This window comes from Mesotoga sp. B105.6.4, from assembly GCF_002896535.1.
In the GTDB taxonomy this organism is placed as follows: Bacteria; Thermotogota; Thermotogae; order Petrotogales; family Kosmotogaceae; genus Mesotoga.
The window spans coordinates 175856-188511 of the sequence record NZ_JWIM01000031.1 but is presented as its reverse complement, the minus strand read 5'-3'; the positions used below and the strand labels follow the sequence as shown (position 1 = coordinate 188511).

At 44.2% G+C, this 12656-nt stretch carries 12 protein-coding genes and 1 pseudogene; 5 read left to right on the top strand and 8 right to left on the bottom strand.

Translation table 11 applies throughout. The annotated features are described in order from the left end of the window. Nucleotides 1–458: pseudogene (locus tag RJ60_RS07815) on the bottom strand (ISNCY family transposase); the annotation flags it as partial. Between the two features lie 119 nt (nt 459–577). On the opposite strand from RJ60_RS07815, the gene RJ60_RS07810 reads away from it, so the two are divergent. Genes RJ60_RS07810 through RJ60_RS07800 form a run of 3 tightly spaced genes read left to right on the top strand, consistent with a single transcriptional unit; the run spans nt 578 to nt 3144 of the window. Then, on the top strand, nt 578–1369 hold the full coding sequence (locus RJ60_RS07810) for an extracellular solute-binding protein (protein WP_308410911.1): 792 nt from the start codon (nt 578–580) through the stop codon (nt 1367–1369). A 59-nt stretch (nt 1370–1428) separates the two neighbouring features. Then, nucleotides 1429–2295, top strand: a complete 867-nt coding sequence (locus tag RJ60_RS07805) for a carbohydrate ABC transporter permease (protein WP_103134405.1) — start codon at nt 1429–1431, stop codon at nt 2293–2295. 9 nt (nt 2296–2304) lie between these two features. Further along, nucleotides 2305–3144 carry a carbohydrate ABC transporter permease gene (locus RJ60_RS07800; protein WP_103134404.1) on the top strand — a complete coding sequence of 280 codons (840 nt, stop codon included), beginning with the start codon at nt 2305–2307 and terminating at the stop codon, nt 3142–3144. A gap of 180 nt (nt 3145–3324) precedes the next feature. On the opposite strand, the gene RJ60_RS07795 is transcribed toward RJ60_RS07800, so the two are convergent. Beyond that, nucleotides 3325–5163: an LTA synthase family protein gene (locus tag RJ60_RS07795; protein WP_103134403.1), complete on the bottom strand. Its 1839-nt coding sequence runs from the start codon at nt 5161–5163 to the stop codon at nt 3325–3327. 128 nt (nt 5164–5291) lie between these two features. Here RJ60_RS07795 and RJ60_RS07790 point away from each other — a divergent pair, with 128 nt between their 5' ends. Next, nucleotides 5292–6959, top strand: a complete 1668-nt coding sequence (locus RJ60_RS07790; RefSeq protein WP_103134402.1) for a sensor domain-containing diguanylate cyclase — start codon at nt 5292–5294, stop codon at nt 6957–6959. On the opposite strand, the gene RJ60_RS07785 is transcribed toward RJ60_RS07790, so the two are convergent. The 5 genes from RJ60_RS07785 to RJ60_RS07765 all read right to left on the bottom strand — a co-directional run bounded on the left by RJ60_RS07785 (nt 6956) and on the right by RJ60_RS07765 (nt 10689). After that, on the bottom strand, nt 6956–7384 hold the full coding sequence (locus RJ60_RS07785) for a hypothetical protein (protein WP_103134401.1): 429 nt from the start codon (nt 7382–7384) through the stop codon (nt 6956–6958). The two genes, RJ60_RS07790 and RJ60_RS07785, sit on opposite strands and share 4 nt — an antisense overlap. Nucleotides 7385–7626: 242 nt before the next feature. Further along, the gene (locus RJ60_RS07780; RefSeq protein WP_103134400.1) at nt 7627–8130 is read right to left on the bottom strand and encodes a flavodoxin; all 504 of its coding nucleotides are present in this window, start codon (nt 8128–8130) and stop codon (nt 7627–7629) included. 92 nt (nt 8131–8222) lie between these two features. Further along, nucleotides 8223–8693 (bottom strand): GNAT family N-acetyltransferase, encoded by a 471-nt coding sequence (locus RJ60_RS07775; RefSeq protein ID WP_103134399.1) that lies wholly within the window; start codon nt 8691–8693, stop codon nt 8223–8225. A gap of 156 nt (nt 8694–8849) precedes the next feature. Then, on the bottom strand, nt 8850–9599 hold the full coding sequence (locus RJ60_RS07770; protein WP_103134398.1) for a DUF2087 domain-containing protein: 750 nt from the start codon (nt 9597–9599) through the stop codon (nt 8850–8852). A 166-nt stretch (nt 9600–9765) separates the two neighbouring features. Next, entirely contained in the window at nt 9766–10689 is a 924-nt protein-coding gene (locus RJ60_RS07765; protein WP_099828723.1) for a GNAT family N-acetyltransferase, read from the bottom strand. Between the two features lie 219 nt (nt 10690–10908). On the opposite strand from RJ60_RS07765, the gene RJ60_RS07760 reads away from it, so the two are divergent. Further along, the gene (locus tag RJ60_RS07760) at nt 10909–11631 is read left to right on the top strand and encodes a TIGR00153 family protein (RefSeq protein ID WP_258006225.1); all 723 of its coding nucleotides are present in this window, start codon (nt 10909–10911) and stop codon (nt 11629–11631) included. On the opposite strand, the gene RJ60_RS07755 is transcribed toward RJ60_RS07760, so the two are convergent. After that, nucleotides 11632–12567, bottom strand: coding sequence for an inorganic phosphate transporter (locus RJ60_RS07755; RefSeq protein WP_102818927.1), 936 nt, complete (start codon nt 12565–12567; stop codon nt 11632–11634). Between the last annotated feature and the right edge of the window lie 89 nt (nt 12568–12656).

The following is a 12656-nucleotide window of genomic DNA, read 5'->3' as shown; positions in this document are numbered from 1 at the left end:
CTTATGTGTTTCTTCAAGAGAGTACCGGGTTTTGTATGTGACCTACCCTTCAGTTCCATCTTCTTCCTTTCACTTCGAAGAAGTCTATCGATTGTAGAGGAACTTATTTCCAAAAGCTTCTGCTTAACTTCTTCCTTCAAAGACAAATGACCATTCTTGATCAGATTCTCTATCGCCTCTTCAATAATCGCTTTGAATCTCTTGCCGCAAGGAAAGTCCAGGATCTCCCATATCTCAACTAGTTTTCTCAATACTTCCAAATCATATTTCTTCTTTCTTCCGCGCCTCTTTGTGAACTTGCTTCTCTTGTTTTTCTTAGAATAACCTCTCCTAAGTTTTAGTGATGCATAGCTCCGGTTGTACTCAGTTAATTCAATAAATTCGTCAAGGATTCTACTCTTCTCCTTCTTTCCAGCCTTCCTGTACTTCTCTGAGTATTTCTCAATCAATCCAGTCATGTCTATTCTCTTCATCTTCGCCCCTACCTCTTTCAACTTGGCATTCGCGAAGATTATCCCCTTCATCCTTACCTTTCGAGTAGTTTCATTTTTGATGCAACGTTACCCTTTTCAAGTAGATTATTTGTGATGTATATCGCGAGCAGGCAGGCTTTACTGTATCTTTGAATTCCTGGTTCTTTGAACAGCTTATGGCAGCTCAAGATGCTCCGCTTATCAATCAGAACAATGGTAGAACGGGGAGACCTACTGCAGCTGTGTTTAACACGCCAGAGGGTCTTGCGATTTTTGAATGGTGGAATGCCATGTCCCAAGAAGGCACCATGATTAACACGAAATTTGAGGATTGGACCGCAGCAAGAAACCTGTTCATTTCTCAGAAAGCCGCAATGCTCATGACTTCAACTTCAGATGTAGCTCTTATGATGGAATCTGCAGAGGCAAACGGATTTGAACTTGGCAGTGTTTTCTTGCCTAGACCGGCAGACTCAAAGGCCGGAGGAGCGATTATCGGCGGAGGAAGTCTGTGGTTGATCGATGGCCATCCTGAAGCAGAAACAAGGGCAGCATGGGAATTCATAAAATTCATGGCTGGAACAGAGCAGCAGATTGAGTGGCACAAGGCGACCGGCTACTTCCCAGTCAGGAAAGACTCGGTTGAAAAGCTTGTTGCAAGTGGTTACTATGGTGATTATCCCGATCACCTAACGGCGTTACTGCAGCTGCTGCTTTCTGTGCAAAGCTACAATACAAACGGTGCAATAACTGGCGCTTTTCCTGAGATCAGGACGGTTGTGACCACTGCCATCGAGAAGATGATTGCAGGGGAAATGACACCTGCACAGGCGCTAAAATATGCCGAGGACGGTGCAACAAAGGCAATTCGCGATTATAACGAAGCTAACTACTGATACTTTTCTTTAGTTGGAGCGGGCTGACTGCCCGCTCCGCTTAATGCTGGAGGTGTAGAATGCGAAAGTGGTTACCATACCTTCTGCTGGTACCTACCTTTCTAGTTATTGTTTTATTCATTTATTATCCTGCAGTAGAAGCATTCAGGATGAGTCTCTACAGAGTCTCCACCTTTGGCAACAAAACGACATTTGTGGGAATTCAGAATTACATAAACCTTTTCAACAATGAGCAGTATCTTTCCTCAGTGAAACTAACGGTGGTCTATGTTGGGCTTTCTGTAACACTATCTGTATTCCTCGGCTTCATAATTGCTATGCTCCTTACACAAAACGTCCCGGGGACGAAGCTTTACAGAACCTTTCTCTTTGCGCCTTATGCTGTTTCTCCGGCGATTGCCGGCACACTGTGGACCTTCCTTCTCAACCCGGTTGTTGGTCATGTCAACTATGCGTTCATGAAGCTTTTCGGAGTTCAGGTCGAATGGTTGACTTCGAAACCGTATGCATTCTATGCCTTGCTCTTCGCCACTGTCTGGAAGATACTGCCTTTCAATATGATATTCTATATCGCGAGTATTCAAAACGTCTCGGGAGACCTTCTCGAAGCTGCAACTCTTGATGGGGCAGGGGTGATGAAAAAAACCTGGAGAATCATCTTCCCCATGGTTTCTCCGATAACTTTCTATCTGGTAATTATGAATATTGTTAGTACGATGTTTTCCTCATTTGCAATAGTAGACGTGATGACAAGAGGAGGTCCTGCAGGGTACACGACAAACATGATTTATAGGCTATATCTGGATGCCTTCACTTTCCAGAAAAGAGGACCTGCCTCGGCGCAAAGCGTGATAATGTTCATGATAATGGTAGTTGTTACTATCATCTACTTTGCAGTTGCAGAAAGGCGAGTTCACTACCAATGAGGTGCGGCTATGAAGAAGTCTACTAGGAAACTACTGAATACAGTGATTATTGAAGTCGTGCTGATTTCGGTCTCTTTCATTTTCATCATGCCGGTGATCTTGGCTATTACAATGAGCCTTCAGCCGCCTCAAAGTGTCTTTTCCTTTCCTCCAAAGTTTTTCCCGACTGCGTTTTATATCAAGAACTACTTTGATGCTTTCAAGACAGTTCCTTTTGCACGCCTTCTTCTGAACAGCGCAATCGTGTCAACAGCGATTACTCTTGGCAAGCTAGTAACGGGAACACTTGCGGGATACGCCTTTTCAAACTTCAGATTTACCGGAAGAGGACTGGCCTTCGGTTTTCTGTTTGCAACGCTCTTTCTGCCGGCAGAGACGATAATGATAGTTCCTCTCTTCTCGCTTATGAACAGATTTGGATGGGTGAATACATATTGGGCCCTTACTATTCCGTTTATGGCCAGCGCAACAAACACTTTTCTGATGAGACAGCAGTTCATGACGATTCCCCTTTCTCTGGAGGACGCTGCAAGGATCGATGGTGCCGGGCCGATCAAATACTTCCTCAAAATACTCTTGCCTCTTTCAAAATCGGTTATCGCAGGCTCGGCAATCATAAACTTTGTTTATTCTTGGAACATATATCTGTGGCCCCTAATAGTTACGATGGAAGATAAGATGAAGACTGTGCAAATTGGAGTGAAAATGCTTATCGATGCCGAATCTGCGAACAATTGGGGTATTATTATGGCCGGCACGATGGTTGCAGTGATTCCCACATTACTGGTCTTCTTCTTGCTGCAGAACCTCTTTGTGAAAAGCCTTGTCGGCACAGGCATAAAGGAATAAGTCGACCAGGAGCGCGCATAAGATAAGCAAGAAAAAACAGATAAAGTTCCGTGTTATATCAACTTCTTCAGGGAGAATAGAGAAACGATAGATCTCTTGACATCTTCTGCAGCAGAGCAAAACAGTGCTTAATGCAAAGCGACAAAGCGAGACCTCTCTTGGTTCTTCCGCTTTCAGGGTCTAGTCTTCTTTGGCGCTTTTTGCGCCAGTCAGATTCGATATCGAGTCGTTGAGTATGAGATACTTCGACGCAGCTATCTGCTGTATGGAATCTTTATATCCGTCCAGGCAACTGAAAGGAACTATCTCTATACCGCTCTTCCTGTCAATTGCTTTGCTGTTCTTAAGTATTCCATCGCTTGACATTATGAAGACCCTATTATCGTCTATGAATGATCCCTCGGGGACGTAATGGGTGAGAGCGGCGAACCCAAACGAGATGTTTAGTAGATCCCTTCCAAACAGAATCCCATTTCGTTCCACTATTCCCATAAGATTGAGAAGTGTCGGGAACAGATCAATCTGTCCTCCTACTGTTGAGCTAGTTACCTGGATTTCGGAACCGGGTATGTGAAAGATCAGAGGTATGTTCATAGCCTGTGTGAAATCGTATTCTGTTTTCAAGAGTTCGGTAAGTATGTCCTTGTTTTCCTTGTTGAACGGGTATAGACCCGCATGATCACCGTAAAGGACGATCACGGAATCCTCGTAGAGACCTGATTCTTTCAGCCCCTCAACGAAATGACCGAGCGCTTCATCCGCGTAATGAACGGACTGAATATAGTTACCAAAAAGCGTGTCTTCATGTTCGGGCAGCAAATTCAGTCCCCTCAGTTCTTCTGGCATATCGTATGGATTATGGCTTGTAAGCGTTACTATGAAGGCAAAGAACGGTTCCTCAAGAAGCCCTAGATGCTCCAGAGTTTGTCTGAAAAGAGAGGAATCACTAAGCCCAAATCCGATGATCTCGTCGCTTTCCATGTCTTCAAGGCTTACGAAATCCGAAAACCCTAATGAAGGGTAGATATTCTCTCTGTTCCAGAACCATCCGTTGTTTCCATGAAATGCAACTGTATGATATCCTTTTGATTTCATTAGTGAAGGCAAAGCATAGAAGCTGTTGCTTTCTCTTGTCTGATAAACGGAAACCTCCCCAAGAGCGTGCATTGAGTTGAGCACAACAAACTCGCAGTCAGATGTATTGCCAGCACCTATTTGCTGATAGATCTCCTCGAAGTAAATCGAATCACGTGAGACAATCTTATTTATATTTGGAGTTACTTCCTGCCCATTGTACTCAAAACCTACCAAGAAGTCCTGAAATGACTCTAGTTGAATCATGATGACGTTCCTATCCCTTGCAACGGAGAAGTATTTTCCCTTCTCGGCCATCTTGTTGATATAGCCTTCGTAAGAGACCCTTTCATCAACTTCTATTCCTCTATCAACTCCTGGAATCGCTCTTACCAGGTCGAACATGTGATAGGCAAACACCCCATATCTGTTGAAGACAAAATAAGGCTGCAAAGCCTCTGACGAGAAAGGGATGAGCAGACTAATGAGCAGAATTATCGTCACAAGAGTATCTGGATACCCCGGTTTTCTTACTGTTCCTTCCGAGGCTCTCAAAGTCTTCTTTCTTAGATACAGTCCTGTTGGAATCAAGTCGGCAATGAAGATAAAGCTAATAGGATTAAGGACATACATAATGCTTTCTCTTACGGCTCCAACATGGCCTACATGAATGAGCTCCTTAACTGAAGGTAGAAATCCGAAATACTGGAAGTATATGAAATCTACGAATAGTATACACGAGATTATGCAGTAGAGCAGGAAGAACTTTCCCCTGAAGACAATCCAGAAAAGCAGCATCAAGAACGACATCCATGCTAGTGTTCCAAGCAATATCGATGCTCTTGCAAGCTCTGCAGTATAACCGTAAAATATCAACGATTTTATTAGGATCAGGACGATCATAACGGTAATTGTTTTGGTTGTCCATTGATGAATCCTTTTCATGCGAATCGCATCCTAAACTCAGATTTTTGCGGGCAGTAGAATTATACTAATTTACGCCGAAACGTTCAATGCGTAGTAGGTTGATGGCACAGAGTTGCATGATCCAAAAAGCAGGAGGATGATTATGGATGTGTGACGAATTACATTTCTTCGCAGATGGATTTGACTCGGAAAGCCCCTATTCTTCAGTGAAGGAGAATAGAGAACTCGAACTTGTCTTCGGGTTATATGATGGCAGGACAATTCTTGAGAAAATCTGTGGTCTAGATGAATCTAGTCCGCTTTTTACTGAGATTTTGCGGGCAGGAGAAGACATTGACAGATTATCCTCAGTTCTTGGTGTGGAGGATCTTTCCTCTATCATCCTCAGCGCACATTCTAGGAGGGAAGTTGACTTCGCGTTTCGCTCAGAGGTTCTTGACGAGGGCAGGTATTATCTGGGTCATGCGGAAAGGAGCGATGAAAGTCTCGTTTCGGTAGTGTTCGAGGAGCTCGAGCACTACTTGGCAAGAAACAAGAACCGGGAACGCCTATTCGCTAACCTGGTCAGAATCTTGGAGAATTCTCCCGTTGCTCTTTGCTTTTACGACAGCAACTTTGACTCTGTATTTTTCAACAAGAGAGCGAAGGAAGCAGGTTTTGACATTTCCGCCTTATCGGTTTCGTCTGAAGGGAAGCCCTTCATTGAGTCAGTTGGATCGGAAGAGACCAAGAGATATTTCAGGAGCCTCATTGTCGACTTTCAGTGGGATGGTTCGCATACGGGCCGGGCAAAGTACTCGGTCGACATAACAGATAGCGAAAGAGCTAAGCTTAAGCTTAAGAAAAGCAGGAACAAGATCAAGAAGCTTCACGAAATAGCTCTGAAGCTTTCAAAAGCCGATAGTGAGGAAAGGGTGTATGACCTCATCGTGGAAGCTTCGCAGAAGATACTGGAGTTCGATGTATATAGTCTCGATATTGTGGAGGGGGATTTTCTGGTAGTAAAGAGAGTTACAAATTCCGTTCCCGATAAAGGGGATGATTGCTACAACAAGCACGAGGGAATTGCCGGAAGAACTCTGAGGGAAGGCAAAACACTTGTCTTCCCGGATATCTCAATAAGCATCGAGGCAAAACCAAAAAGCAGTGATTATCGCTCTGCTTTGAGCATTCCAATAGGCAACTTCGGTGTGCTTCAGACGATTTCTACCGAGCTTGACGCTTTTGATAGTGAAGACGTAGAGCTTGCAGAGATTTTGGCCGCTCATGCCGCCGAAGCCATCAATGGAATAAGGAACAGAGGAGAGATCACAAGACTCACTTACAATGATCCTCTGACGGGAGCACTCAGCAGGCATGGTCTGGAGAAGTTCACTTCTGTAGAGATTGAAAAATCAATCAGACACTCTGTACCCTTGTCGCTAATGATGCTCGACATTGACGATTTCAAAGGGATAAACGACTCTTTCGGTCACGTTTATGGTGACTCGGTTCTCTCCTGGTTGGTAGAGTCGGTTAGAATGATTATCAGGAGTACCGATCAGGTTATTAGATGGGGAGGCGATGAGTTCTTGATTGTCTTGCCGGAAGTAACTCTGGAGGGAGCGGAATCTATGGCGGAGAGAATACTTGACCACTTGAAGAAGAGAACCATTGAAGAAAGGGCAGAAATAACCGTCAGCATTGGAATTACCAGCTTTCTGGGTGATGGGGATGATATTGACCGTATGATACACCGCGCCGATTCCGCATTGTATGAAGCCAAAAGTAAGGGTAAGAACCGCTTACACGTTTTCAGAGAGAGTCAGAGCTAAATAGAAGGGACTGTTCTCACGATCGAAAAGTTGCCATCGGGACCCTCTTCAAGGTAGACAGAAATCCTTATGTCCTTTATCCAGTTTCCCTCGCGAGAACCCAACGAATTCCACTTGCAGCTGTTGATATCGAGAGGCTTAATGGAAATCGATGCGGTTAGTATGGCTATACCGTTGGATTCCTCATGGACCTTCATATTCTCAATCAAGAATCCCGTCAGTCTCGACTCCGGAGGAAGCCCACGATCTTCGTATCGCTTCATGTATTCACGAAGAAGAGAACTGCCGGTTTCTCTTATGCTTGCCTCGCGAGCAAAGGAGCTTTCTACAGAAGAGTGAAACAGAGTGTCGCCGAAGAAAAGCACAGTACCTAAGAGAGCTGCCTGCAAAAGGATTATCAGATAGATCCATCTGTGATCTTCCACTAAAAATCATCTCCTCTCACTCCTGACAAAGATCTCTACGCGTAGATTATACCTCATTTGTCTGTCTTATCAGAGTTCACAACAGTTAGTCAAGCACGACCAGCTGAGCAAGAGCATCACTATGGTTATTAGCCTTTTCCCTTTGAACTAATGAAAGTCATAGTCTGAAAAAGGCTGGGGCTTAAAAAACTCAAGCCTTAAAAACGGCAAGAGTTAAATTGCACAAGAACTTCTTCACAAATCTAGCTGATTGACTTCAGCACCTGCCTAGCCCAGTTGACGCTGGCGTTGGCCGCATAATTGACGCCAGATCCGATTGGATCGTAGAAATCAACAGTTCCAATTATCTTGTTGGCCGATAGTTTGCTAATCATCTCCTGAAAAACTATCCCCATAAGGCCCTCATGAGTGCAGAAAAGAGCTATCTTCTTTTCAGAGAGATTTGCTTCTTTTAAAAAGCTCTCCATCGGTGGTGCGTAGCTCATCGCCCAGACAGGCGAACCAAGGAATATCAGGTCATATTGATTCGGATCGATCGAATAGGGTTCAAGCTCAGGCACGGGATCCATGCTGACGCTTTTGCCTTCCCAGATATACCTGACCTTTCTTCCGCCCTTCTTCTCTATAGGTCTTAGCTCTAGCAAATCTGCATTTGTTTCGTTGGCAATAGACTCTGCAATCGATTTAGTACTCTCATCGTGAGAGTAATAGACAACGAGAATCTTCTTATCATCTTCATTAGGCATAAATCTTACCTCCTATATCCGACTATTATTATCGTTATTATTCTCTCACATATTTCCTTTTCTTCCAAGTGGTTTCCTTTCTCTTTCGAATACTACTCTTGAGTGAATCTCATTTCCGCGTACTTAGTTTTGAAACCCATCTTCTCATAAAGGAATCTTGCAGGATTATTCTGCTCGACATGCAAGGCGATATCTCCGTTGCATAATCTCTTTATCTGTTTGATGAGCTTCTTTCCGATGCCGGTACCTCTTGCCGTTTTGTCGACAGCAATATAGACCAATATGTGTTCAGGAATGTACCCCTTCATTCCGGTATCGTTGATAACCGAAACACCGAGAACCTTTTCGCCCTCCATGGCCGCCAAAACAAATCCGCCTTTTCCTTCTTCGTTAGAGAAAGCGTAATCTATGGATCTTCTTATGGCCTGTCTATCGTCACCGTACTCTTCCAGGTGCTTGTGAAGGAATTCGACGATTCTGCCTATTCCTACATCACTCTCAACTTTCTCTAGATTCTTAAATCGTTTGATCGTTATTTTGTCGGTTTTTGTTAGCAACTTCAAAGAACCACCTCCGTGTGAAATAGCTATTCGTTTGTATAACCAACATCATTATAACATCGTCAATTGTTAACGTGTGTAAAGTCCTATTATGAGGATTTCCGTTATCCGGAGTGATGAGCAGTTATCCTTAGACGTGTAAGATATTGTTCATATTGACTAGAATACCAACCAATAACAACTCCCATCGGGCCTTCGATCGATCAAACCGTATTCAATCAGATATCTCCTAAGAAGAGCGTAGTCATCATGGAACTTTCTCAGATTCTCATTTGTCTGTTCTTCGGTATACTTCACACCTGGCTTGAAGACTTTAGCAATCTCTCTCAGGACAATCACTCTGTCCTTTTCTCTCTTTGGAAATCTCGCCAATTTCCGGTCTTCACCGAAGAATCTCGCCACTCTTTCATCGCGCTCGGCCTCGGTCACAGCATATCGTTCATCGATCATGGTGGCGTTTCTATGTACGTCAACAATTCTGTCTTCCTTGCCGACGCTTCTTTCCATCATAAGATGGAGTACGAGGAAGATTTTTGCCTGCCTTGCCTTTTCCTTCAACCTGAAGCGATAATTCCTAACAGTTGACTGACTAAGGCTTAGTTCTCTTGCGATCTCCTTATCACCCTTGCCCTTGTAGAATAGCCGCATCAAGGTCTGTTGTTGTTCAGATAGGCCTGTGTACTTGCGATCGAGTTCCAATAGGGTATTAAAGGCCGACCCGTGGCAGGAAGAAATATGTTCATTTACTGCCTTCTCGGCATCCATCAACAGATCGTTACTGCTTTTGAAGAAAAAACCCTTTTTGAAGGTCTTCCCACAAGCAAGACAGACAAATGAATCGTTAAGGAGTTTGTAGCCGGCTTCAAGTTCTTCAATGCTGCTATCCCAGAAAAGCTCCGATGATTCCATTATCTCGCCTCCCGAATAAGAGTATAAGAGAAAAACAAGTTTTTCAAACAATGTAGAGCATTGTTTACTTATATATAGACAAAAGAAGGATTAGCAAATGTATTGGGTAATCATCTGGAGATGACTGACTGTGATCTGGTCGTTCACTCTACCTCGGTGAAAGTACTCAGATCTCTACAGTCAGCACTTCCTTGCTATATGTTGTGGTGAAACCAGCATCTTCGTAGATGCGTTTTGCCGCGAGACGGTCAGAAGTAACAGAGAGCAACGCCTTTCTTTTCCCGGCCTTCCGGAGATAGTCAAGGGCATTAGAGACCAGTGCCCGCGCGAGACGCTTTCCTCTCCATTTTTCAACGACAAAGATCTCTTCCGTGAAACAGTATTCGTTGTTCAGTCTGTCAGGATAGATCATCACACTGCCTGCAATTGAGCTTTTGGCGTCCAATGCTGCAAGGATCACTCCCTCTTTCTTCCAGTAAGGTCTGTTGAAGAAGTAGTGGAGATACTTGTACTCGAGCGGCGAGTCAGGGAAACACGATTGCTCTGCACGTAGATAATTGATAATCTCAGGTTCCTTTCTGGGCTTAAGTCTTGACATTGATAGACCTTCGGGAAGTGGATAAGAAACGACTTCATCCTTCAAGTCTCTTTCCATGTAACTGAAATCTTTCCATCGAGTGAACCCCAAAGACGAGAAGAAATCTCTCTTTGTCTTTTCGCTTTCGGCAATCCTTACACAGATTCTAGTTCCAGCTGCAGGGAAAAAAGAGTTTGTGGATTCGGAGATCAAAGGGAGTGAAGCCTCGAACAGAAGTGACATCAAGTTGGTAGCGGGAGAGTCGGCTACATTTATGTCGAGCCATATATGATGAAAGTGAACTCTTGAGAAGTTCTGTCGGGAAAGAAACCTGGAGAAACCGAGCACTCTTCTTTCGTTTATGGTCAAAAGAATGTTTTTTCTCCCACTTAACAAGGGGTTCTTGAGATCATCCGCGGTGAACCTCTCCGCACAGGGATGATCTTTCTCGTACCTGCTCTGAATGGCTAACATCTGATCTGTGTATTCTTTGGAGTAGCCGACTATTCTCACAAAATCGCCTCCGTGAAACCGAGAAGCATTCGTCGCTTCATAGGATTCTGATAATCACCACTTACATTATAAGTATATTTGAATTTGAATTCGTGCTCAGCTTAATTCATCATAGTTCATCTTCTCGAGAACCAGTCGGATAACTCTGAGGTAAAAGTGGCATAATATATAAATAATAGAATCTATTAGAGTCTTTCAAGTACACCAAAGCAGATAAAGATGATAGGGTGTGATGAGATGAAGGGAAACGGAGGCTCTAGTAGATTTGCTAGTATTCTGATGCCCGGAGGTGGACCTCTTATGTTTTTTGGTAAGAAAGAAGTGGCGATTATTCAGCTTTTTCATGAGCATCTGGATTTCATCTCAAGAACTCTGGAAAACCTTGAAAAGGTATTCATTTCCATCCAGAATGATGACCTATCTTCTGTGGAGATCTATTCGGAAGAGGTACGAAAAATGGAATCGGCCGCCGATGCAAAGAGACGCGAGATGGAAAACGCGATGTATCAGGGTGCTTTTCTTCCAAACTTCCGCGGAGATTTTCTTGGTCTGGCGGAATCCTTCGATAAGGTGGCCAATGAAGCAGAGAATGTCGTTGACCAGATTGAGCTGCAGCGCCTTGTGATCCCGGCAGAGCTGAAGACCGATCTTCTGAAACAGTTACAGCTTGCTGTTGAGACATTTGAGGCATCAAAGGAAGCGGCTATCAATCTCTTTCAAGAGCTAAGCATTGCCGAAGAGAAAATCGAGGAGACTGAACGACTCGAAAACATTGAAGACAGTCACGAGCGAGCTCTAGTCAAGAAGATCTTCGAGATGAATTTGTCCCTCGCAGAGAAGAGGCAGCTCCGGGAACTTGTTCTATCAATAGGTGATATTGCGAATCTCTCTGAAGACTGTTCCGACAGAATGGAAATTATCGTGCTCAAGAGAAGGGTTTGATCAAAAGAGAGCTCTGATAGCGTTAATCGAAAGGTACAGCCCAACTGAAACTAGTCCAGCGATCAAAGGGGTCTGTAGCCAACCAAGAGCGATGTTTCGAAGGATTTTGTAGTTGATGTTTGTCGAGCCTCTTGCCAGTCCAGCACCAATTACTGCACCAACGATTGCCTGTGAAGTTGAAACAGGGACTCCAATTAAAGCGTAGATCCATACCGTAATTGCCTGGGCGAGAACAGCTATTACAGCCGAGAAGTGATCTAGCTGGGTAATCTGCTTTCCAACAGTGTACATGACCCTCTTGCTGAAAGTCAACACGCCGAGGCCGATGCTCAATCCGCCTACGAGAGCGGCGACTTCCAGGGGTATGATTCCGGCATACGGTCCAGTAACATTTGCAACATTGTTGGCGCCCAGAGCGTAAGAGCCATACGCGCCAATGATCAAAGCTGCTACCTTCAGAGACAAGTCCTGGGCCTGGATAGTCTTTATTCTTCTAAAGAATACCGCCGAGATCTTATAAAGGAAGAACGCACCTGCAGCGGCTCCTATGGGTGTTGTTACCCAGCAAATGACCACCTTTGTCAGTACTGACCAGTCTACAGTGGAATTCAGAATTCCGATTCCGAGAATCGCTCCCATCATTGCCTGAGATGAAGAAGAAGGAATTCCCAAATATGTCATTACAATCATGGAAAGAGCCGCTCCTATGGTACTTATTGAAGCAGTAAGAAGCGTCTGGGTGCTTACACTCGAGATCGTTTCAAGACCTCGGGAACCCTCAAGCAGTGAACCGATTAGTATGAATATCGCCGACAACACGACCGCAACACGATATTTCACAAGTCCCGAAGTAACCGCCGTACCGTATACATTCGCAGCGTCGTTTGCCCCTAATGCCCAGCCAAAAACAACTGCCGGAATTATCGCAAAGAACATATTAGCCTCCATAGGGAGAAAGAAAAGTTGATAGATTATATCATAGTATTACTTAGATTCGAAGCCATCGATCTTTGAGAGATCGGGCA

Excerpts from the sequence above, each read along its gene's own strand:
- RJ60_RS07795 (WP_103134403.1), bottom strand. The coding sequence starts at position 5,163 with ATGAAAAGGATTCATCAATGGACAACCAAAACAATTACCGTTATGATC.
- RJ60_RS07805 (WP_103134405.1), top strand. The coding sequence starts at position 1,429 with ATGCGAAAGTGGTTACCATACCTTCTGCTGGTACCTACCTTTCTAGTT.
- RJ60_RS07760 (WP_258006225.1), top strand. The coding sequence starts at position 10,909 with ATGATAGGGTGTGATGAGATGAAGGGAAACGGAGGCTCTAGTAGATTT.
- RJ60_RS07780 (WP_103134400.1), bottom strand. The coding sequence starts at position 8,130 with ATGCCTAATGAAGATGATAAGAAGATTCTCGTTGTCTATTACTCTCAC.
- RJ60_RS07790 (WP_103134402.1), top strand. The coding sequence starts at position 5,292 with ATGTGTGACGAATTACATTTCTTCGCAGATGGATTTGACTCGGAAAGC.
- RJ60_RS07800 (WP_103134404.1), top strand. The coding sequence starts at position 2,305 with ATGAAGAAGTCTACTAGGAAACTACTGAATACAGTGATTATTGAAGTC.
- RJ60_RS07770 (WP_103134398.1), bottom strand. The coding sequence starts at position 9,599 with ATGGAATCATCGGAGCTTTTCTGGGATAGCAGCATTGAAGAACTTGAA.
- RJ60_RS07755 (WP_102818927.1), bottom strand. The coding sequence starts at position 12,567 with ATGTTCTTTGCGATAATTCCGGCAGTTGTTTTTGGCTGGGCATTAGGG.